General features: G+C 67.7%; 19 protein-coding genes and 3 pseudogenes. 12 read left to right on the top strand and 10 right to left on the bottom strand.

The genetic code is table 11. The features are described from left to right. Complete coding sequence (locus tag E0F75_RS00105; RefSeq protein WP_187620383.1) at positions 1–1,260, bottom strand: triacylglycerol lipase; 1,260 nt, start codon at positions 1,258–1,260, stop codon at positions 1–3. A 375-nt stretch (positions 1,261–1,635) separates the two neighbouring features. On the opposite strand from E0F75_RS00105, the gene E0F75_RS40580 reads away from it, so the two are divergent. After that, entirely contained in the window at positions 1,636–2,262 is a 627-nt protein-coding gene (locus E0F75_RS40580) for a GAF domain-containing protein (protein WP_374115347.1), read from the top strand. Here the strand turns inward: E0F75_RS40580 and E0F75_RS00095 are convergent. After that, a complete protein-coding gene (locus E0F75_RS00095; RefSeq protein WP_187620381.1) occupies positions 2,223–2,639 on the bottom strand; it encodes an actin depolymerization factor/cofilin-like domain-containing protein in 417 nt (138 codons plus the stop codon). The two genes, E0F75_RS40580 and E0F75_RS00095, sit on opposite strands and share 40 nt — an antisense overlap. Positions 2,640–2,720: 81 nt before the next feature. On the opposite strand from E0F75_RS00095, the gene E0F75_RS00090 reads away from it, so the two are divergent. Next, positions 2,721–2,933 (top strand): DUF6233 domain-containing protein, encoded by a 213-nt coding sequence (locus E0F75_RS00090; RefSeq protein WP_187620380.1) that lies wholly within the window; start codon positions 2,721–2,723, stop codon positions 2,931–2,933. Between the two features lie 615 nt (positions 2,934–3,548). Here E0F75_RS00090 and E0F75_RS00085 read toward each other — a convergent pair. Together E0F75_RS00085 and E0F75_RS00080 are read right to left on the bottom strand one after the other, a co-directional pair. Next, positions 3,549–3,935, bottom strand: coding sequence for a DoxX family protein (locus tag E0F75_RS00085; RefSeq protein WP_187620379.1), 387 nt, complete (start codon positions 3,933–3,935; stop codon positions 3,549–3,551). A 61-nt stretch (positions 3,936–3,996) separates the two neighbouring features. Further along, the gene (locus E0F75_RS00080; RefSeq protein ID WP_187620378.1) at positions 3,997–4,467 is read right to left on the bottom strand and encodes a carboxymuconolactone decarboxylase family protein; all 471 of its coding nucleotides are present in this window, start codon (positions 4,465–4,467) and stop codon (positions 3,997–3,999) included. A gap of 256 nt (positions 4,468–4,723) precedes the next feature. On the opposite strand from E0F75_RS00080, the gene sigJ reads away from it, so the two are divergent. Next, positions 4,724–5,608, top strand: coding sequence for an RNA polymerase sigma factor SigJ (gene sigJ, locus E0F75_RS00075; protein WP_187620965.1), 885 nt, complete (start codon positions 4,724–4,726; stop codon positions 5,606–5,608). Between the two features lie 190 nt (positions 5,609–5,798). After that, the gene (locus E0F75_RS00070) at positions 5,799–6,407 is read left to right on the top strand and encodes a hypothetical protein (RefSeq protein WP_187620377.1); all 609 of its coding nucleotides are present in this window, start codon (positions 5,799–5,801) and stop codon (positions 6,405–6,407) included. A 77-nt stretch (positions 6,408–6,484) separates the two neighbouring features. On the opposite strand, the gene E0F75_RS00065 is transcribed toward E0F75_RS00070, so the two are convergent. Next, positions 6,485–7,066: a hypothetical protein gene (locus E0F75_RS00065; RefSeq protein ID WP_187620376.1), complete on the bottom strand. Its 582-nt coding sequence runs from the start codon at positions 7,064–7,066 to the stop codon at positions 6,485–6,487. Positions 7,067–7,098: 32 nt separating this feature from the next. After that, positions 7,099–8,625: an ISL3 family transposase gene (locus E0F75_RS00060; RefSeq protein ID WP_308189540.1), complete on the bottom strand. Its 1,527-nt coding sequence runs from the start codon at positions 8,623–8,625 to the stop codon at positions 7,099–7,101. A gap of 431 nt (positions 8,626–9,056) precedes the next feature. Here E0F75_RS00060 and E0F75_RS00055 point away from each other — a divergent pair, with 431 nt between their 5' ends. The 7 genes and pseudogenes from E0F75_RS00055 (at position 9,057) to E0F75_RS00030 (ending at position 14,873) form a co-directional block, all read left to right on the top strand. Continuing rightward, entirely contained in the window at positions 9,057–9,776 is a 720-nt protein-coding gene (locus E0F75_RS00055; RefSeq protein WP_229312382.1) for a transposase family protein, read from the top strand. 91 nt (positions 9,777–9,867) lie between these two features. Then, a pseudogene (locus E0F75_RS40575) lies at positions 9,868–9,999 on the top strand (hypothetical protein); the annotation flags it as partial. 39 nt (positions 10,000–10,038) lie between these two features. Further along, entirely contained in the window at positions 10,039–10,665 is a 627-nt protein-coding gene (locus tag E0F75_RS00050) for a transposase (RefSeq protein WP_229312381.1), read from the top strand. Positions 10,666–10,903: 238 nt separating this feature from the next. Further along, positions 10,904–11,356 carry a hypothetical protein gene (locus E0F75_RS00045; protein WP_229312380.1) on the top strand — a complete coding sequence of 151 codons (453 nt, stop codon included), beginning with the start codon at positions 10,904–10,906 and terminating at the stop codon, positions 11,354–11,356. A gap of 164 nt (positions 11,357–11,520) precedes the next feature. Then, a pseudogene (locus tag E0F75_RS00040) lies at positions 11,521–11,652 on the top strand (IS630 family transposase); the annotation flags it as partial. A gap of 31 nt (positions 11,653–11,683) precedes the next feature. After that, positions 11,684–12,703, top strand: a complete 1,020-nt coding sequence (locus tag E0F75_RS00035) for an LD-carboxypeptidase (protein WP_187620375.1) — start codon at positions 11,684–11,686, stop codon at positions 12,701–12,703. A gap of 451 nt (positions 12,704–13,154) precedes the next feature. Further along, complete coding sequence (locus E0F75_RS00030) at positions 13,155–14,873, top strand: RICIN domain-containing protein (protein ID WP_187620374.1); 1,719 nt, start codon at positions 13,155–13,157, stop codon at positions 14,871–14,873. Between the two features lie 777 nt (positions 14,874–15,650). Here the strand turns inward: E0F75_RS00030 and E0F75_RS00025 are convergent. Continuing rightward, the gene (locus E0F75_RS00025) at positions 15,651–16,469 is read right to left on the bottom strand and encodes an SDR family NAD(P)-dependent oxidoreductase (protein WP_187620373.1); all 819 of its coding nucleotides are present in this window, start codon (positions 16,467–16,469) and stop codon (positions 15,651–15,653) included. A gap of 795 nt (positions 16,470–17,264) precedes the next feature. Here E0F75_RS00025 and E0F75_RS00020 point away from each other — a divergent pair. Next, positions 17,265–18,181, top strand: a pseudogene (locus tag E0F75_RS00020) (IS5 family transposase). Positions 18,182–18,196: 15 nt separating this feature from the next. Here the strand turns inward: E0F75_RS00020 and E0F75_RS00015 are convergent. The 3 genes from E0F75_RS00015 to E0F75_RS00005 all read right to left on the bottom strand — a co-directional run bounded on the left by E0F75_RS00015 (position 18,197) and on the right by E0F75_RS00005 (position 20,454). Then, positions 18,197–18,349 (bottom strand): hypothetical protein, encoded by a 153-nt coding sequence (locus tag E0F75_RS00015; RefSeq protein WP_187620372.1) that lies wholly within the window; start codon positions 18,347–18,349, stop codon positions 18,197–18,199. Positions 18,350–18,523: 174 nt separating this feature from the next. After that, the gene (locus E0F75_RS00010) at positions 18,524–19,513 is read right to left on the bottom strand and encodes an RNA-binding protein (RefSeq protein ID WP_187620371.1); all 990 of its coding nucleotides are present in this window, start codon (positions 19,511–19,513) and stop codon (positions 18,524–18,526) included. 287 nt (positions 19,514–19,800) lie between these two features. After that, complete coding sequence (locus tag E0F75_RS00005; RefSeq protein WP_187620370.1) at positions 19,801–20,454, bottom strand: hypothetical protein; 654 nt, start codon at positions 20,452–20,454, stop codon at positions 19,801–19,803. Positions 20,455–20,733: the final 279 nt, after the last annotated feature.

The following is a 20,733-nucleotide window of genomic DNA, read 5'->3' as shown; positions in this document are numbered from 1 at the left end:
TCAGCTGCTGGCGACGATCTCGTTCACGATCCATGCGCCGAGTTCTTCGGTCATGGTGGTGTGGCCCTCGTTGCGGCCGGCGGCCACGAAGGCGTCGAGCTCGCTGCTGTCCGGCGTGATCGGCTGGTAGAGCGCCTTCGGGTCGCTGATGTCGCCGACGGCGAGGGCGCTGATGGCCGGAATGAAGCAGGACGTGGTGATGACGTCCGGGTCCACGGTGTTGCCGAGCAGCCTACCGAGGAGCGCGACGAGGCCGAAGCTGCCGGGGTCGCCCTGCTCGGAGGGGGCGGTGAACAAGCCGCCGGGGGCGCCGTCGATGTCGGGCAGTCCGCTGGTGCGGACCGAGACCGCCTCGCCGCCCTTCTTCTGCAGACGGGCGACTTCCTGGTCGCCGGTGGCCTGGGTTTTGAGCCATGTGTCGACGAGCGTTTCACCGTCGGCCCGCACAGCGGTCACGTCGGGCTTGATGCCGTTGCCGTTGCCGGTGTCCACACCGTTGGCGACGCCGATCTTGCGGACGGACCGAGGCCAGCTGCCGAGCTCTTCGAGCTCCTGGAGGAACTCGACCCGCTCGGGAGCTTCCTTCACAGTGCCGCTGGCCTTCTCCAGGTGCCAGCGCGCCATCTGCCGTGCGGCGGGGCTGTTGAGCAGCGCCGAGAACTGGCGCAGCTTCTCCCCCACGAGGGGGACCTCTCCCCAGTTGTCCGCCGCGAAGTGGGTGAACGCCTGCAGGGAGACAGGCAGCCACGCGCCTCGGTGCGGGGTGTCGTAGGAGAGGTACAGGGACGTCTCGTGGTCCGGGAGGGCGGGGTCCAGCTCCATCTTCGCCAGCGCGTAGCGGGTGACGAGCCCGCCCATGCTGAACCCGCCCACGACCAGCTTCGACCGTCCCACCCGCTCGGAAAGGGCCCGGCAAATGCAGTCGATGACGGTGTCCGCGTTTGCCGTGATCGATGCCGCCCGATCGTCGTAGCCCAGGATGATCACGTCCCGCCCGGCTGCGTGGAGCTCGGAGACGAAGCGGTAGTCACCGTTCTCCTCCAGGCCCGCCCAGAGCCGGTCCAGGCTGCTCGGCCCGCCGGCGAAGCCGTCGGAGAGGATGACCGGCCGGATGAGCTGCCTGCGGTTCAGCGGGCTGTAGAAGACCCAGGCCTTCCCGCCAGGGAGCTCCCACTCATCGTGAGGCGCCGGCGCGGCGGAGATTTCGGCTCGAGCTCCTGGAGCGGCAGGGCCCCAGATGTCGACGACAGGGGTGGTCATGATCAGTTGACTCCTTGGAGGAGGTGTGGGGGTTCGCCGAACGACTCACCCCGAACCGCACCCTAAGAAGCAGAAACGTTACGGAAAGTAATCAGTAATCCGGTTTCATGCGAAGGTGGGTGCATTTGCCCCAAAAGGTGTGCACGCCTGCGAGCGTGGGCACACTGCACCGGCTCCTCGATGGGAACAGGTCGACGGGTGCACTAGCGAGGATCCGTTGGGCAGCTCCTGGCTGAGCATGATCGTTCTCGTGTCAACTGCTGTACCGATGCTCCCGACGCCCGTCGGCTTCAGAGGTATACGCGCTTCACGGCGCTCTCCCACCTAAAATGGGCCCGAGGCGAAAGGCCCCACGGCCTGGTTGCGGCAAGCACGTTGCGCCTTGCTCCGCACAGGATTGTTGGGAGGGCACGCTTGAATCGGTTCGCCCGGCTCGCCACCCGTGTCCTGGCGGTCCCGCTCGGGCTCGTCTGGCTGGAGCCCGCCGGCGAGGCCGCAGGGGCGCTCCCCGAGTGCTGGCCGCCCGAAAGGGTTCCCGCCCCGGAGGTGCTGGAGTGCTGTCGGCGGGTCGCGGAGAGCGGATTTTCCCAGTTCCTCGCACGCGCCGAGGACGGCGTGGCGGCTTTCGCGTTCGCCGGTGTGCCTCTCATCGGAGGTTCAGGCGAGGTCCTGGGCGTCCTTGCCGTGATGGACCCTTCGCCCCGGGTGTGGAGCGAGGACGAAGTACGGGACCTGTCGGACCTGGCGGCGGCGTGCAGCGCGCAGATGCGGATGCGGAAGCGCTCCGAGAACGGGCGTCAGGCCCGTGAAGCCGCCGAGGACGCCGCGTACGCGGCCGAAGGTCGGCATCCGCCCACCGTCGGGCACCAGGACCATGCAGCCGGCCATACCTGGCGCCGGGGCGACACGTCCCTAGGGCTCGCTACCTCAGTGGGGCGCCGGACGGTGAGCGGGGTGCCAGGTCACTTCCTTTGCTTCGCCATGTCGAGGAGCGACTCGTAGCCGACCTCGCTGTGATCGGTCCCCTCGATCTCCACCGCGATGCCGTTCAGTGAGCGTCGGAGCTCGTTTTTGGAGGCAGCGAAGAGCGTCTTCTGCTCGGCATTGGCCGTGTCCGGGGCCCACGAGATGAAGGTGAGCTTCTCCTGCTTCCCGGCGCCCTCCTGCTCGAACTCGAAGTCGTAGACGGCCCAGCGGCATTCCGCCTCCGGGAGATCCGCGATGAAGTCGTCGTAGCTCTCCGAGCTGGAGACCCTCTCGACGACGATCTCCGTGTTGTCGTCGTTGAGGTTGAAGACGACGTACTTGTGCTTCTTGCGGAGCTTCAGGGCCTGGTATTCGTCCAGGCATACGTCGTTGACCGTGGCAACCGGTGGCATGGCTTTCCCCATTCACAAATAGTTACACTGCGTTTGTGCATAGTAACTGAACGTCAGGATTCGGTACTCGCGCCGGCGTGAGTGCCAGCGCGGCGCGAGGCCGCACTGCGCCCCATACGGCAGCTCCCGGAAGGGCCCGGCTGGGTCCTGTCATTCCTGCGTGAGGGCGGGCTGCCGGTCGCGGACAGCGTCCACATCGGCGACTGCCGCCTCGCCCCACCCCACCGCAAACCGCTCAGCCGCGAAGAGGCCCGCCGGGCGCTGACCGACGGCGGGCTGCAGAACCCCGTGTAAGCCGCAGTGCAAGAAGCCGGACGTCACTCGTCCGGGGCCATCCGATAGCCCGCCGAGCCTCGGATCGGGACGAGTTGTCCAGGGTGGGCGAAGCCCATCGCGCAGCGACGCCGCAGGCGCCCTTGGCCACTCGGCGCGGTCCGCACACTTCCAGATCGGACGACCTCGAAGCCGGCGGCATCGAGTTGCGCCTCCAGGGCACTGATCTCCCCGGCCATCTCGGTGCCCGGCGCTTCAGTCGGGCGGATGTGATAGACGACGGGCCCCTTGTCGATCTCGAGCGCGGCGGTAGGAGAGCCGGGCCCGGCCGGTCTCCGGGCACACGTCGAGCGTCGGTGTTCCGGGCCGGAGCCTTGCGGTCGGTGAGAAACAGCGGGCCGCGGGTGCGGCGGGCGATGAGGCGGGGCAGGAGCTGGGCGGTGCCGGACTGCCAGTGAATCCACTCGGTCGCCCCGCCCTTGGCCGTGATCTTCCCCCGCTTGTCCTGCGGATAGAGGTCTTCCACGTTCAGGCACAGCACCTCGTCGGCCCGTGCGGCGGACTCGTGGAGCATCTCTGCCCCGCTGCGTGTGAACCAGCTGAACGCCGTGGGGGTGTGGCCGGAGACCGCACCGGTCAGCTCATGAAGGACTCGGGGCCGAAGCGGCCCCACACTACGAAACCGGCCAGGACTATGTAGACGAGGTCCACGACCATGTAGTTGGTCTCGTGACGCCGGATGCGGGTGACGGTCGCGCCGAGCATGAGCAGCACCAGACCGAGGGCGGCCAGGGGCACCAGAACCGGCGCAATGTCGAGCACGGCGGGCAGGACCAGGCCGACCGCAGCCAGGACCTCAAGGGCTCCAATCGCCTTGACACCGCTGCCGCTGAAGTCGTCGACCCACCTCGCGCTGGGCCCGCTGGAGGCAATCTTCTCCTTCGGTGTGACCAGCTTGAACGCACCGCCCGCCAGGTAGGCAACGGCCAGCAGTCCGGTGACGATCCACAGCGCGAGGTTCATGGGGTTCTCCTTGTAGAAGGGTAGGAAGCGTCGGCAGCCGGAGTGGCTGTCCGGGCGGCTGTCAGTGCTGGCCGGGCTGGTAGTGGCCGGCGGGCTGCTGGACGGTGACGTTCAGGCGGTTGAAGGCGTTGATGAGGGCTATCTGGGTCACCAGGGCGGCGAGCTGCTCCTCGTCGTAGTGCTTGGCGGCGTTTGCCCACACCTCGTCGGGGACGCCACCGGCGGCGTCGGCGATGCGGGTGGCTTCTTCGGCCAGTTCCAGAGCGGCGCGTTCGGCATCGGTGAAGACGGTGGCCTCCCGCCAGGCCGCGACCAGGTGGAGGCGTACCGCGGTCTCACCGGCGGCTGCGGCGTCTTTGGTGTGCATGTCGATGCATCCGGCGCAGCCGTTGATCTGGCTGGCCCGGAGCATCACCAGTTCGCGGGTTGCGGCCGGCAGGGTCGAGTCCCCGAGCGCGTTGCTCGCCGCGATGATGTGCTTCCACGCCTTGGCGGCGACCGGGCTGGCAAAGACGTTCAGACGAGCGTTCATCGTGGATTCCTTCGTTGTTGTTCCCTGTCGCCCCTCTAAGACATGGCACCCCCGCGAGCTGTGACAGGGGTGGATGTGACCTGCGTCTCCACGGCGGCGGGTGGTCCGAGGCCTCGGATAACCTGCTGAACGTCGTGTGGATCTTGGAACGGGCAGGCGGAGGCAGGCTCGCCCTATTGCCGCGATATACGAGTCGGGGGAGGGTTCTGTGCTGGGATCAACGGGTGTGCTGGACGAGGCCGGCTACCGGCCGTTGATGTTCTCCATCGCCTACGGGATGACCGGATCGGTTGGCGACGCCGAGGACATCGTGCAGGACGCCTTCCTCGGCCTGACCCGGGCGCACCAGGCTGGGACCGTGATCGACGCTCCGAAGGCGTACCTGACCACGGCGGTGACGCGGCTGGGAATCAACCACCTGAGTTCGGCACGCGTACGACGCGAGACCTACGTGGGGAACTGGCTGCCCGAACCGGTCGTCGTGACCACCGACCGGCCCGGACCGGCTGAGCACGCCGAGCTGGCCGACTCGCTGTCGATGGCATTCCTCGTACTGCTGGAGGTCCTCTCCCCAGTGGAGCGGGCGGTGTTCGTGCTGCGTGAGGTGTTCGGGTACGGCTATCCGGATGTGGCGAGGGCCACCGGCAAGTCCGAGGCGAACTGCCGGCAGATCTTCGCCCGCGCCAAGAAGCGCATCGTCGCCGGAGGACAGGACGTCGGCAGCACACCGACCCCGGCGCGGCGGGCAGAGGGCCAGAAGCTCGCCCGCAAGTTCTTCGAGGCCGCGGAAGGCGGCGACCTGGAGGCGCTGCTCGGCATGCTCGCGCCTGACGTGGTGTTCCACGGCGACGGCGGCGGCAAGGCGCGGGCGACCAGGAACCCGGTGACCGACCCGCGGCGCGTCGGCCAGCTGCTCGTCGGCGGAATCCGACGGGTTCTGACGCTTGGCGCCACCCTCCGGCCGGCGTTGATCAACGGCCGGCCGGGCGCGGTGACGTACGACGCCGAAGGGCGAGTGGCGTCGGTGATCGAGCTGGACATCACCGACGGCGTCATCCGGGCGCTCCGCTCCGTATCAAATCCCGACAAGCTCGGCCATCTCGGGCCCGTGTCCGACATGGCGCGACTGCCGGAGGAATAGGCCCCTGGCCCGGAGGGGCAAGCGGCACTGTCTGCTCGATCTGGCGCTCCTCCTTCTGGCCGACATCGCGAACGGCTGCGGCCAGGGAGCGTTCTTGGAAACCGACAACAAACGTTCTCGGTTGCGAGCTACGTAGCCAGCCCCTCCTCGCGCGGCTGAGGCGGGGTGAGGCACGGGGTGTGGCCGGTCCGTGATCGAGGTACGGACCGGCGGTCTCGGGGCCAGAGGCCTTTCACGCGAAGGGCAGGTCTGGGTGATGCTGTGGGGATCCGGATCAGTCGGCGACACCCGCTCCAAGACCGTCAGCCTGTACATGCAGGGCATGCACGGCGACCGAAGCCTGGCCAAGGACGCAGGCGGCAACCCGCTGACCAAGAGCGTCACCGTCTCCGGCATCGACATCGACAACATCGCAGGCAGCACCGGCGACGAAGTCACCGTCGGCGACCTCACCGACAGCGAACAGTACGCAGGCAGACTCCGCCAGCAGATCACCTACAAACGGCACCACCGTAGTCGGCAACCAGGTCAACGACCTCTGGTACAAGCAGACCGCCAGCCAACAGAAGTCCTACGCCCACATCACCGCCGGCTACATCCGCACCGCACGGACCTACACCAACACCTACCTGACCGCCGCGAAGAAGTGGCGCACCACGGCCGTCAGCACCGCCTACGACGGCTATGGCATGGCCATCAGCGCGGACAACCACGGCGACTGGTCGTCCGCCGGCGACGAAACCTGCACCCGCACCTGGTACGCACGCAACGACGTCATGGTGGCTTTGTTCACTTCTAGGGGTTCTGGCTCGCTTTCCGTGACGCGTGCACGGTGGGTGATGTTCGCTGGGAGACCAGTGGGACCGAAGGTGGGTCTCAGGTGCAGACGATGGGGCAGCCGCGCCGGATCGAGTGCTGTGCAGCGCGCAGGAACAGTGCGACGTAGAAGGCTGTATCCAGGTCCTTGGTCCACGATCCTGTTCGACCAGCGGCCAGTTCCTTTGCTTGGTGCCTGAACCACGTGCTCAGGTCGAGGTTGTCGCACGTCGCCGGGGTTTCGGCTGGCAGATCGATGGCTGCCGCCAGCTTCTCGGCGAGCGGTAGTACCTGAGGAGCGCCGGCCACCATGGACTCGTGGTCGTCGGACTCGATGGGCAACCAGATCTCCTCATCTAGGGAGAAGGGCACGAGCACGGTCCAGCCGCAGAGGATCTCCGATTCCTCTCGTGACAGATGCGTCTGACACAAGGCGAGGAACCCGGTCATATCGGGGGTCAGCTTTTCCTCGAAAGCTTGCCCTGAGCCAGGGGCGAAGTCCGTCTCTGCGGGGACATCCTCGTAGGGCGGCATGCCCCGCCGCCTGAGTTCAGCATCGAGCCCCGAAGCAACTTCACCCCATCCGTCTTCCTCGTCACCGAACCATTCCTCCGCGCCGACGCTCACCAGATAAACACCCATGTCGGGAAGCTATCGCGCGCTTCTGACATCGATCAGTGAGCCAACAGGACTCGCTTGCGCAGCAGCGCGAAGCCGGCCCGGCCGAACATCTGGCGCTTGAGCATCTTGATCCGGTTGACGTGTCCCTCAACGACGCCGGAGTTCCAGGGCAGGGTCAGTCCGGCGATGACGGCGTCGCGGTCTCGGTCGATGCCGGCCGCGAGAGTGTGGAGGCTGGGCAGGTCGTCTTGGCGGACAGCGTCGAGCCACTGCGGCAGCCGTTCACCCTGGCGCTCGGTGAGCATCTGGGCGAAAGACCGGACATGACTGGTCAGGGCATCGAGTTCGGGGCAGTTGGCCAGGACGGCCTTGAGGCGGAGCTGTTCGATCTCGGTCAGCTTCTCGGGTCGGCTGAGAATCCATCTCGTCACCACGCGGGGTGCAGGCGGTTGCGCGGTGACCGGCCGTGGCGAGGTGCGCTTCTCTCGCAGGTAGGCGCTGACCCGGCCGTAGCTGCCGCGATAGCCCAAGGGAACGATCTCTTCCCAGAGCTTCCAGGCGTTGGTGCAGCCCTCGTCCCAACGTTCGTCCAGGTAGGGCTTGTACTCGTCGAGGACGGAGGTCCGGTTGTGCTGCCACTGGCCGTGGAAGAGGTCTTCCGGCTTCGCGGCTTCGGCGAGGCTTTTGACGGTGCGGTGGGTCATCTGGAGCTGACGCCCGATGGAGCGGCGGCTGTGGCCGGCTTCCAGCAGTGCGTGGACCGTGGCGTGCCTGGCTCGGACGCGGTTGGCGAATCGCTCGCTCCGCCATGGCGAATCCGCCTTCTCCTCGGCCGGTGCCGGCGGTTCGGCCTTCCCCTCGCGATCGGGGACCAGGATGCGAAGGCACTGGCGGTGGCGGGCGACAGCCCGCTCGGCGGCTTCCCCGAGGTTGTGCCACAGATGCCAGCGGTCGGCGACCTGCGTCGCCTGGGGCGCCCCGGCTGTGGCGCCTTCCGCGAAGAACGGTGCGCGGTCCCGGCAGACGATCTCGATGCCGGGTCGCTTCGCCAGCCATGCGGCCAGGCTGGACGCCTCCCGGTCAGGCAGCAGATCCACCGGCCGGCGGGTCTCGACGTCGACGAGCACCGTGCCGTAGACCCGCCCTTTGCGTGTGGCGTACTCATCGACACCAACCACCCGCGGGGTCGGGACATCCGGTTCGGGTAAAGCTTCGAGCAGCCGCAACACCGCGCTGCGGCTGATGGGCACCCCAAAGGCCCGTGCCATCCGGGCGCCAGCGCGGCCGGCGAGGGCGAGACCTACCGCGGCGAGAGTCGACCGCAACCGCTCGGTCCACCGGCTGTGCCGCCGGGTCAGTCCCGGCAGTTGCTCAGCGAACGTCCGCCGAGCACAGGACGACTCCGGACAGAAGAACCGTCGAACTCGCAGTCGGATGATCACCAGACGTCCCCCACTCGGCACGTCTGCAGGAAACCGCAGGTAAGAGCTGTGCACCCGGGTTGACTCGCTCCCACAGTCCGGGCATGCCGCCCCGGCCGCCGTACTGCACAGGTCGATGCGTATCGCCTCGTGACTCACGTTCAGCGACAGCACCGACACGTCCGCGATGGACGGTAACAGCAGGCCCTCAAGGCGGGGCGACGTTTCTTCCACGACGCCGCACTGTCGACCACGCCAAGATCGGCCCTGAACATTTTCGGGCAACTTCCCGAAGCCCGATCGGAGCACCAGTCGTAACTCAGCGTGCACACATCACGGAAAGCGAGCCAGAACCCTTCTAGGGGCAGCGTTTGTCCGCCGGTTTGGGCAGCACTTGCGGATCTTGACGCCCGCGAATGTTCACGAGAATTGGGTTCTGGCACAGATCTTGGGGAGCGGTCGCGGAGGGTGACCTAGATGTTCGATTGTGAGGAGGCGGGTTCGTGTGAGACGGCGTACGCCTTGTCGTCCAACGGTCTGAATTGACGCTCCCTCAGGTGTCTGCCGGCCGCTGCTGCGGGCGGTTGTGGATGGCGATGGTGCTGTTCATGCAGACCGATGCACCGTTCTGGGACTCGCTGGTGTTCAACGGGATCGACGATGTGGATGTCGAGACGGCTACGGCCGCGTTCGGCACGGTCGAGGTGGTGGCGAGAGGCCGTGCCGCCGGGGCTGCATGTCCGGACTGCGGTCGCTTCTCGGACCGGGTCCACAACCGTTACCAGCGCAAGCTGAAGGACCTTCCGCTCGCTGAGCAGGGCTTTGAGATCCGGCTGACGGTCCGGCGCTTCATCTGCGGAACGGCGGACTGCCCGCGCCGGACGTTCGCCGAGCCGTTCTCCCGGCTGGCCGCCCCGCACGCAAGGTTCACGACTCGGCTTAACCGAGCCTTGGAGCGAGTGGGGCTCGCGCTGGCCGGGCGGGCAGGCGCTCGGCTGGCTGCCCAGCTGGGGTTCGGCGCGGGACGGATGACCTTGTTACGCAGGGTCATGGCACTGCCTGATCCGCAGTTCAGTACTCCGCGTGTGCTGGGCGTGGACGACTTCGCGATCCGTCGCGGCCAGACCTACTCCACCGTCTTGACCAGCGTCGAAGACCATCGTGTGGTCGATGGCTCCCGACGCGTGAAGCCGGGCCGCTGGCCGTGTGGCTGGTCCGTCACCCCGGCGTGGAGATTATCTGCCGGGACCGAGCGGGAGCCTATGCCGAGGGCGCCCGGCGCGGTGCCCCGATGCTCTGCAGGTCGCTGACCGGTTCCATCTGTGGCAGGGCCTCGGCCGAGCCGTGGAGACCTGCGTCGCCGCCCATCGCGACTGTCTGAGCAATTCTTCGCCCAGCGGCATGCTGCCGGAGGCCACCCGACTGGCTTCCGGCCGGCCGCAGGACGACTCGGTACCAGCCGGCCGGCGGGCCGAGCGGAAGAAGGCAGCACACGCCCTGGTCCACAAGCTTCTTGCTCAAGGTCACTCACGTCGGGCGATTGCCCGACACCTGGGCTGGGGCCTCAACACCGTGCTCCGGTACGCGAACGCCGCACGCTGGCAGGACACCATCCGCGACAGCCGGCCCCGATCCAGCAGGCTGGACCCCTGCAAGCCCTACCTGGAGCGCCGATTCGCCGCGGGATGCACCAGCGTCACCCACCTCCACAATGAACTCGTCGCCGACAACGCACCCGTCACCTACCAAATGGTCCGCGCCCACATCGCCACCCTCCGCGGGGCTCCGGCCGACGCGCCGCCCCGGCCCCCGACGGTGCGCCAGGTGACCGGCTGGCTCACCCGGCACCCCACCGCGCTGAGCGAGGACGACCGCGCCGGCCTCAAGGATGTCCTGGCACGCTGCCCCGAACTGGACACGGCCGCCGGGCATGTCCGCGCCTTCGGCGAGATACTCACCGGCCGCCTCGGCGCCACACTTCCCACCTGGATCGACGCGGTCGAGGCCAGCCAGCTGCCCGGGCTCACCGGCTTCGCACTCCACCTGCTCCGGGACCTTGACGCCGTGACAGCCGGGCTCACCCTGGACTGGAGCTCGGGCAGCATCGAGTGCGCCGTGAACCGGATCAAGGAGATCAAGCGACAGCTCTACGGTCGAGCCGGATTTGAACTGCTCCGAAAAATGATCTTGCTTCAGTAGCTCCTCGCGGAGGTGTTGCTCTGCCGCTGGTCGACGTCTTCGAAGCCGGTCGCCCAGATCCCGACAGGGTGCCCACTCGGGGGTTCGTGAGTGGGGCTGACCAGTGAGTACGGAGCCGGTTGGAGGTCGTTTTCGTGGGCCGGGTGAGTTTCCCCCACTGGCGGTGGGCAGTCGCCTTGGAGGCCCCCGAGCGGCCGCGGGGACCGTGGTGCTACTTTTGCCGAAATTTGCGGGAGGGGTGGGCAAGCTGGTGAACAGTGCCCTGCGGCGTGCTGCTGTCGTGGCCCTTGGCGAGCTCGGGCGAAGCAGCGACTCTGGGGACCGGGCGGACGCCGGTCGCGGTCTGGCGAGCTTTGCCGAGATGGAGGAGGCTGTCGATCCGCTGCTGGAGCTGGTGCTCGACCGCGAAAACACCTTTGTCACACGGGTGACCGCAGAAGCCTTGCTTCGACGGCAGGACAGGGCCGGACTGCTGATTATCGCGTCCGCGCTGGCAGTCGCCAGCCCGAACCATGGCGATTGGATCCACACCGCGGTCCGCGATGCATTTGCCATCTACGCCAGCGACCGCGACGACGCGGTGCGGCTCTGCGAGGAGCTGACGCGGGATCCAGACGAACGCGTCGCCCTGGGAGCTCGCGAGCTGAACGAGAGCCTGACCGGGATCCGCTGCGTTCTTCACCCCGAATAGTGCAGGGGCACACGGCGCCGTAGGCGCTCGACGACCGCGACTTGGTGACCACGTTGCAGTCAAGCATCCGGGCTCATGGCCGTTTTCCATCGAACGACCCTGTCACCATCTGTGGCCATTCCCCAAGATCTGTGCCAGAACCCACAACCCGTGAATAAAGCCAGCACGCCTACCTGTGCTGGCGCAACACCAATGCCCGCCGTCCAGATGTCCTCGCGGCCCAGCGCTGCGAGCGAGCCCGCATCCGTAGCGAGGAGGGCCTGTGCTGGGGTGGACGGCCGGCGAAAGTCGCGTGACCCTGCCGATGGCACCGGCGACACTGACGCCATGTCCAGTCCTGCACTGCCTCGACTGCTTCGGCCGCGTGCCCTGAGGCCCGGAGATCTCGTTGTCATCGCATCGTTGTCCGGTCCGCTGCCAGCCGCTTGCGAACCCAACGTCGAGCAGACGGTGGTCGTGCTCGAGCGGATGGGATTTCGCGTGCGTCGGGCTCCGCTACTCGCAGCAGGACGCCGCCATTGGTGGAGCGCGGCCACGCCGGCGGAGATCGCCGGGGAGCTCAATGGTCTTCTGCAAGATCCTGAGGTGCGCGCGATCGTTGCGAGTGACGGCGGCCAGACCGCGCTCGGTTACCTTGACCTGATCGACGTCGAGGCGATCAGGGCCGACCCCAAGCCGATCCTCGGCTACAGCGACATCTCGCTGCTGCATCTGGTGCTCTATTCGCGCACGGGTCTGGTCGGGTTCCATGCCGACATGGCCGTCCCTGGCTTCGGCGGACACTGGGTGTCTGCGCCCGTGGCGCGCCAAGCGGAACTCGAGAAGCTCTACTCCAGGTTGCTGACCGCTACCGAGGCGATCGGTGCGCTGCCTGCGAGTCCGTCGTGGGAGTGCTGGCGTCCTGGTCGTGTCGAAGGTCGGCTGATCGGAGGGGTGATCAATCGCATCGTGCTGGCGCAGGCGACGCGTTTCGCGCTGCCGCTCGAATGGTTCGACGGTGCTGTGCTGTTCTGGGAGGAGACGGGCGGCCTGGCATCGCACGTGTGGAGCTATCTGCAGGTGATGCGGCACTGCGGCATCCTCGATCGGATCTCCGGCATGGTCGTGGGCGTTCCGCGTGAGATCAGTGGACTCGAGCCCGGCGCGTCCCCTGCTCTGCCCGAGATCGTCCTCGACGTCCTCGGTGACCGTGACATCCCGGTCCTGGGCAACGTCGAGTTCGGGCATGCCGGCCCGAATCTGCCGATGCCGGTTGGCATCCGCGTCGGCCTCGATGCGCAGCAGCGGACGTTGTCGCTGCTCGAACCGGCGGTAGGGCCGCACGCGATGACGGGACCGGTCAGCTGAGCCCTGCGGATCAGTGAGCCGACGGCCCCCGGCAGTACCCCCTGGGGCCAACTCATGCTTGGGTGACCGCCGCCCTGAGTCGCTTGTTCGGCCTGTAGGAGGGGCCATGAATACCTGGTGGCTCGTGTCGATCTAGGAGTTCAGCTCCTGACGTCAGGGATCACCAACCCGGTGAACGTATGCAGTCACAGCACTAGTTCGGCGGTGAGGCCGCGGCGGAGCTTCGTGGTGACCTCCTCGGACGAATCTGGGGGCTTTGAGCTGGATCAATCTCTTCCGCTGAGCGGCGACATGGAATCCGACGCTGGATGGTCGATCTGCCAACGGCCGCTTCCGCTCGTTGGAGGTACTGCCGGACATTCAACGCGGCGCCTGCGCAGACCCTGTGACCTGCGTGAAGACCCGGTGAAGAAGATGATCATGGGCGAGCGGAGGTACTTAGCCTGCCCGAATGAAACTCATGTTCGGGCGAAGAAATCGCCTCGCTCAGCTCGCACTCGGCGCGGCCGTGGCCGCCTCGGTCCTGCTTCCCGCCCAGCCCGCCCAGGCCGCCTCAGGTCTGGAACCGTTCACCGCGAACTTCAAGCTCACCCGCGTGGACGGGGACAAGACGGGCCTCATCGACTCCGCCGAGGCCGCCGGAGTAGCCAAGGCGTCCGTCACCGATGTCCTGGGCACCCGTACGGGACGTCCGGGGCTCTGTCACGCCACCGGACTGAACGGCGCCCTCAAGCCCGACGGGTTCTGCTGGGACGACGAGGACGACCGGTCCAACTACGCGGAGGGCGGCGGCGGCTGGATGCCGCAGGGCTTCGCGGGTTCGCATGGCGCCACTGCCGACGGGCTGTATGCGGGGCGCTCCCTCACCGCCACTGCCTGGTACCACGGCACGTGGGTCAAGGACCGGAAGCCGTCGGAGACCGTCGAGGACTATGCGCGGGTCACCATCACGGAGTCGACCGGCGGCCAGGTCAAGTACGGGCACATCGCGCTCGTGGAGCCGGTCAACGGCAACTTCAAGCCCCTTGAGTACACCTCGCACTCGGACGGCGTCGCCTGGTACGGCAACCGGCTGTTCGTCGCCAACGGCGCGGAACTCCAGGTCTTCGACCTGACCCGCATGTGGCGCATGAACGACACCACGAGCGCCTTCACCCGCCTGAACGCGGGCAAGACCTCCGCCCGGTTCCACCTCTGGGCGATGCCGCTCGTCGCCCGCTACAGCACCATCAGCACCGCCGCGGTCGACAACGTCTCTACGGCCTGGCTCAACAACAGCCCCCGCGCCTGCGGTCCGAGCCTCAACAGCGAGCTGTGCCTGAGCAGCCTCAGCGTCGACCGTTCTGGCGCGACGCCGGCCCTGGTCTCGGTGGAGAACCGCAACGGCGCGGGCGCCCGCATCGTCCGCTGGCCCCTGTCGGCCCTCGGCACCGGCCTTCCCACCACGGTGGCCTCGGAGACCACGGGCTACTCCTCGCCCGTCTGGGGCATCCAGGGCACGGCCACGGACGGCACCAACTACTACATGAGCGGCACGTGCCCGACGTACTGGCCGGGCGGCACCGAGCTCTACTCCTGCATCCACGTGGCCAAGCCCGGCGAAGCGCCACACGTCCTCACCCAGGCGCCGCAGCTGACCCAGGGCCTCTCCTGGGACCCCCTCGCCAAGCGGCTCTGGGGCGCCAACGAAGCGCTCGTGGACTCCAGCGGACCGCGCAGAGTCGTGTTCAACATCGAGCCCGACGCCGGCAAGCCCGTCGACGGCTGGAGCTGGCTCACCAACTTCCACCAGGCGGGCTCCGTCTGCGCGACACCCCAGGGCAACGGCACCGCCAACGGCACGCCGGTCACGGTGTGGACCTGCACGGGAGCGGACGCCCAGCGCTGGAAGTACGACAACGGCCTGATCGTCCACAAGGCGAGCGGCAAGTGCATCACCCCCGAGGCGAACGGCGCGAACACCAACGGCGCGCTCCTGACCCTGTGGACGTGCAACCCCTCCAGCGACGTCCAGCGGTTCTCCCCCTCGGCCGACGGCAGCGCCGTGAACGCCTACGGCAAGGCGATCACGCCGAAGGGCAACTCCTTCGGCAACGGAGTCTGGCTGACCCTGTGGACTCAGGGCAGCCCCACCCCTGACGTCCAGGACTGGGTGGTGAAGGGCTTCTAGCCCCGCACCCGCACCCGCTCCCCGGACACCGACAAAGGGCCGGCCCGCGCTGGGGCCGGCCCCTCCGTGGTCACGGGGCAGGACGCGCAGACTGGGAGGAGGAGGGACGCAGCCCTAACGGGTTCGTCCGCCGTCTCCTTCGACACCAGGGTGGTCACCATGAGTTACGCACCGATGGCCAGGGGATTCTCGACGCGATCGAGCGCTGCCTCACTCACGACGACCCTGCCCGCGCGCCCCGGATCGACGCGCTGAATAGACAGTCGCCCCTGCGCCTGCGGGGATAGTCCTACCCCATCTCGTCCCGCTCGATCTGCTGGGTCGTCGCCCCTGTGCCCGCGGGATGGTTCGAGCGTGCGCACAGTATCCACCAGCTCCGTCAGGAGAAGACCCTTGATCGCGCTCGCCTCGTCGAGCACGAGGTCGCCCCCGCGCCCGCGGGGATGGCCCGGAGGGCACCCCTGTGAAGCGGCAAAGTCGGGCTTCGCCCCGTGCCTGCGGGATGTCCGTACCGGCATGTGAGTGTTTGAGCTGCTTGCTGCGGTGTCCGCGATTGCGGGAATCAGCGGGTTCGTCAGCCGGAGCACGGTGTGTTCCACGGTCTGAACTGTCGTCCGGTGCGTGTGTCCGTCACCAGTGGCGCGTCGTGGGTCGTCCCTGATCGTGCGGGATGACTGTGACCGTCCCTGATCGTGCGGGATGACCGCGGCTGTCCCCGGCTGTGTGGGGTGGGCGGTCGGTTGAACGTGGCCGGTCACCTTCGGTCGTGGCTGTCGGTCAGGTCCGTGGGGTGCGTGGCTCCATCCGGAAGTCGAAGCCGAGGGTGCCGGGGTCGAGTGCGGTCGCGCCGCCGTCGATGGTGAGTACCGCACCGTTGACGAACGAGGCGGCGGGTGACAGTAGCCAGGTGATGGCCTCGGCGACTTCTTGGGGTTCGCCGGGCCGCCCGGCGGGCAGGACTCGGGTCACTTCCTCGTATGCCGCTTCCAGGCTGTTCCCTTCCAGGCCTGCCTCGTCGGCGAACCGGTTCATTCGGCGGTCGGCCATGTCGGTGCGTACCCAGCTTGGGCAGACGGTGTTGGCGCGCAACCCGGTGCCTCCGTAGTCGACCGCGAGCGAGCGGCACATTTGGAGCAGTGCTGCTTTGGAGGTGGCGTAGGCGGCGTTCCCGACGCCGTTGCGCAGGGCGGACACCGAGGCCACTGCGACTACCGCGCCGCGGGCGTGGAGCAGGTGGGGGAGCGCGGCGCGTAGCAGCAGGAAGGGACCGGTGAGGTTGGTTCGCATGACCTCGTCCCAGTCTTCCAGGGTCACCTCTCCCACTCCGCCGCCCCGCCCGATGCCGGCGTTGAGTACCAGTCCGTCGAGACGGCCATAGGTGCCGACTACCGTGTCGACGAGCGAGGTCACCGCGGTGGGGTCACCGATGTCCGACGGTACGGGCAGGGCGCCGGTCTCTTCGGCGACCAGGCGCAGCGGCTCGGGGCGGCGCCCTGACACTGCCACCTTGTGTCCGGCCCGGGTCAATGCATGCGCGGTCGCTGCCCCGATCCCCGTGCCGCCCCCGGTCACCAGGTACACGCGCTCGTCCGCCATGTCAGCTGCCTCTTTTCGTGTCTCGTCCGCGGTCCCTCGTCCCGGTGATCTTAGGCGTGTGACGCTCCGGGGCCGGGCCGGCCGGCGAGCCACTCGGCGGGGCGCATCGGCCGGGGGAGCGGATTCGAGGGCGGTCGGGCGCGGGGCGGGCTGTACCTAGGCGTGCGACGCCTCGGGGCCGGGCCGGCGGGCGAGCCACTCGGCGGGGTGCATCGGTCGGGGGAGCGGACTCAAGGGCGGTCGGGCGCGGGGTGGGCTGTGCCTAGGTCCTGTCCGGCCGATCTTGGGCTGTGGGAAGATGCTGTTCATGACTGATGTCCGAAGGGGTCGTGCCGCGTAGAACGCCAGCTTCACTTCGACCGCGTGAACGCGGATGGGGACGGCCCTGGGTGCGCTATCGCGATGTCCCAAGACTGTCGGGGGCAGCAAATGCGGCCGTCCGCACGCTCGAACGGGAGCGACTGACCCCAGGCATCGTGTCGGTTGCACTGAGCTTGTGGTCTGTCCGCGTCCACGGCACCAAGCGCCGCTGGAGGCTCTGGGAGGCCGAGTTCACCTGCCCGTGCTGTGGTGAGGGCTGGGCTCGGGACAAGCTGCAAGAAGCTCTGCTCATGCTGCCGCCGAGCGCCGCTGCCGAGCTCCAGGTACGGGTCGAGAGTCTGGATGAGGTGCTGCTCAGGCGAACGCATCACGAGCCCATGGCAGATCCGGAGTTGGCGTGGTGGCATCGCAGATGCTGACCGTGTCTATGCCGTCCACTACTTCGTTGGCTCTTGATGACCGGTCGGGGGGGATCTGACAGAGGCGGAGTGGCGACGTCTTGGGCCGCTCCTGCCGACGGGTAATAACCGCTGCGGGCGGTGGCGTGATCACCGGCAAGTGGTCAACGGGATTCTGCACCGGGTGCGGACCGGGGTGCAGTGGCGTGACCTGCCGGAACGCTATGGGCCATGGAAGACCGTCTACGAGCGCCATCGGCGCTGGTCCGCCGACGGGACGTGGGAGCGGCTGCTCCAGCAGGTGCAGGCGCAGGCCGATGCTGTCGGTGGTATCGACAGGGACGTCTCGGTGGACTCGACGTCGATCCGCGCTCACCAGCATGCGGCCGGCGCCCGCAAGGCCCCGCCTCCTGCCACGTCAAAGGGGGCGCGGGCGGTGGCACACCAGAGAGGCAAGGTGGGGGGCAGGTTGCGCATCCGGCTGGCGGAGGTGGTGCGCGAGGTGAGGCGCTCGGCCGTTCCCGGGGAGGGTTCACCACCAAGATTCACCTGAGTGCCGATGGTCGCTGCCGCATCTTGTCGTTGCTTCTGACCCCGGGCCAGCGGGCGGACTGCACCCAGTTCGAGCCGGTCATGGAGCGAATCCGGGTACCCCGCCGCCTCGGTCCGGGGCGCCCGCGGACCACGCCGGACAGCGTGAGCGTGGACAGGGCGTACAGCAACCGCCGAACCCGCCGCTACCTGCGACAGCGCGGCATCCGGCACGTCATCCCCGAGAAGAGCGACCAGGTCGGGCATCGCAAAGGCCGGGGTCGAGCGGGAGGTCGCCCGCCCGGCTTCGACACGGAGCTGTACAAGAAGCGCAACACCGTGGAGCGAGCGATCAACAAGCTTAAGAACTACCGGGCCGTGGCCACCCGATACGACAAGCGCGCCTACGTTTACCTGGGCACCGCGACCGTCGCAGCAACACTCGTCTGGCTCCGCACGTGATCGACCGGACAGAACCTAGTCCGTGGGGAGCCGGCGGGGTGTGAGGTTGAGTGTCTCCAGCAGCCGCATGTACCCGATCGCGTCCGGGGCCTCTGCCGCGGTCAGCAGGGGCAGTCGGGGCTCGTCTGCGTCCGGGTAGTCACCGATCACCGGCTCATCAGTCTCCACAGGGAGATCGTCCCTGGCAGCACCCCGAGGACACGACCCGAACGGGTCAGGCGGTCTTCCGGCGGGTCGTCTTCTTCGCCATGGTCTTCTGGGCCGTGGCCTTCCTCAGAGTGTTCTTCTCCGGCATCGCGGCCATCTGGTGCGCGGTTGCCTCAGCGTGTCCACGTTCGGGTGTCAGAGTTCCTGAGCCGTGTCGTTGAGTGATGGTTCGGCCTGCCAGCGGGCGCGCATGACTCCGTCTCTGTCAGGCATGACAGCGGAGAGCAGGGGGATGCGTTCTTCGGCGTAGATGGGCAGAAGCGCTGCAGCATGCGCACCGGCGATTCGGGCAGCCAGCTCCGGGAAATCGTCTTCGTCAGCGACAGCGCTGTGGATCTGGCCGTCTGTGTCCTGCCAGACGCCTTCGACGAGGCCCTCGGTGGGGAGGGCGTCGAGGACGGTGGCGGTGTCTGAGGAGAGGTCTGGCCACACGGCCAGACGCGCGCGAGGAGCGAGGGCGGCGCGAACCGTATCGATGGTGCCGCTGGTGAGGCGATGCCATCGTGAGGCGTTCTGGACGTAGATCTCTTCCAGAAGTCCCGCGCGGCCGCTGGCAACTGCCCTGTGCAGGCCGTCCCAGAATGCGTTGTCGCCCGGCCGTCGAACGCCGTCCTCGTCGGGCTCGAAGTCGTAGGGGGATGCGTCCAGGCGTTCCGGGAACAGTCCGAGCTCGCGGGTGCAGGCAAGGGCCACATGACAGGGCTGACTGCTGCCGATGTAGACGTACTGGTCCCATCCGACGTGCACGGCGAACGCCCCCTCAGCCTCCAGCCGGCACCAGGCCCCACTGTCCCGCAGCATGAGCCGCACCAGCTCCAACCCGGTGTCCAGCGGCACCTCTGCTCCGTCGTGGAAGTCGGCAAGACCGCCCGGAAGGAGCGTGCCGAGACCGAAGCCATCCAGAGGCGGTTCGACGCCGAAATGGACGAACGACGAGACCTCCGGCTCGCGCACAGACAGACGGTCGACGCCTGTATCCGCGGCGAACGCCTGAACCGCCTGAAGATAGGCCGCCTCGACCTTGCCGTGATCGCTGGTGACGTCCTCGGCACCGGTGTAGTGCCCGTGATCGTCACGGTCTGCGGGGTCGTACTTGGTGACGCGATAGACGTGGGAGAGCTGCACACCTACATCTTCCAGCGCTGCCCTGAGGAAGTGCCACGGATTTGAGACAAGGACGTCGACCCGCACTGCGAGGCAACCCAGAGACTTGCTGGTCAGCGTGCTGCGCTATGCCAGAAACGACGGGACCCTACAGCTCCCAGGCTAGGCAGACCTGGCCCGTGATCGCACGCCTTCTTCGGCTGCCTGGTGACGCGGATGGGGAGCTTGTACGGCGCACCGCTGTGGTTGCCGTTATGCGGCGGCGGCGGCTGCCGAGGGATATGTCCTGCGCTGTCACGAGAAGATGATCATTTGTCGCAGTGCTCGGCAGGCTCCTGGCGAGCAGGAGCATCACCGACGTACTCGCCATCGTCCCTTTCGTACTCGGCCGTACGAAGCACCGTCGGGTCGCGCAACCACTGCCGCCCGTCGCTGTCGATGAACTGGATCGCCCGGACCGGGGCCCCGCCCTGCTCGATCCCGAAGTGGCTCAGAAGGAATTCGTCGATGGCGCGGTGATCGAAGACCATTCGGGTGCAGGGTGGGATGGTCTCGAAGGCCATGAAGACCCATTCATGCTTGGCCGGGTCGATGTTCGCGTCCGGCGCGTACCACCACAGCTCGACGTTGGTCACGGGATCCAGCGAGCGGTTCACGATGATGACGGTCTCGGCAAGCTCGCCGGCTGACTCGGCCCAGTAGCCGACCCGCCCAGCCTGCTGCCGCTCGTCCTGGTCCAGCTGCCTGCGTGTCGCGTCTACGCTCGACGACGCCACCAGGGCGCTGAAGAACAGGCCGATCGCTGCCGCGATGGCCGTCAGTGCTGTTGCCCAGGGTGCCAGGGCGTCACCGACGCGATGTGCCCGTCGAGGCGGCGCCGGTGCTACGCCGACGCGTGGACGTCTTTGCGGGGAGTGCAGCCGGCGGGTTCTGACCCTCGGGGAGGTCGCTCGATGCGCCACACCTTCACCATCGGCTACAGGGCGCGGCCCGGCTACTGGGCGCCCGCGGCCGCAGGTGGAGGGCAGCAGCCAGACTGAGGCGCTGGCCGAGGAGGAACCGAGCGTGCCGCTGCGCGGCTGATCGCACCCGCCAGCTCTACCCGGTGACGCAGACGCGGAGCTCGTACGGTGCGCCGGTGCTGATGGCCTCGGCCTGCTCGAGCAGGTCGGCTCTGGTGAAGCCGAGGAGCGCGGCGTCGGCGGCGGTGCGGAGCAGCGGCATGATCTCGTCGGCCGGCC

Source organism: Streptomyces sp. CB02980 (genome assembly GCF_014451325.2).
Lineage (GTDB): Bacteria > Actinomycetota > Actinomycetes > Streptomycetales > Streptomycetaceae > Streptomyces.
The sequence above is the reverse complement of the archived record's forward strand: the minus strand, read 5'-3'. Positions and strand labels throughout refer to the sequence as shown.

Excerpts from the sequence above, each read along its gene's own strand:
- E0F75_RS00030 (WP_187620374.1), top strand. The coding sequence starts at position 13,155 with ATGAAACTCATGTTCGGGCGAAGAAATCGCCTCGCTCAGCTCGCACTC.
- E0F75_RS00035 (WP_187620375.1), top strand. The coding sequence starts at position 11,684 with ATGTCCAGTCCTGCACTGCCTCGACTGCTTCGGCCGCGTGCCCTGAGG.
- E0F75_RS00080 (WP_187620378.1), bottom strand. The coding sequence starts at position 4,467 with ATGAACGCTCGTCTGAACGTCTTTGCCAGCCCGGTCGCCGCCAAGGCG.
- sigJ (WP_187620965.1), top strand. The coding sequence starts at position 4,724 with ATGTTCTCCATCGCCTACGGGATGACCGGATCGGTTGGCGACGCCGAG.
- E0F75_RS00105 (WP_187620383.1), bottom strand. The coding sequence starts at position 1,260 with ATGACCACCCCTGTCGTCGACATCTGGGGCCCTGCCGCTCCAGGAGCT.
- E0F75_RS00095 (WP_187620381.1), bottom strand. The coding sequence starts at position 2,639 with ATGCCACCGGTTGCCACGGTCAACGACGTATGCCTGGACGAATACCAG.
- E0F75_RS00025 (WP_187620373.1), bottom strand. The coding sequence starts at position 16,469 with ATGGCGGACGAGCGCGTGTACCTGGTGACCGGGGGCGGCACGGGGATC.
- E0F75_RS00085 (WP_187620379.1), bottom strand. The coding sequence starts at position 3,935 with ATGAACCTCGCGCTGTGGATCGTCACCGGACTGCTGGCCGTTGCCTAC.
- E0F75_RS00055 (WP_229312382.1), top strand. The coding sequence starts at position 9,057 with ATGGCGATGGTGCTGTTCATGCAGACCGATGCACCGTTCTGGGACTCG.
- E0F75_RS00065 (WP_187620376.1), bottom strand. The coding sequence starts at position 7,066 with ATGGGTGTTTATCTGGTGAGCGTCGGCGCGGAGGAATGGTTCGGTGAC.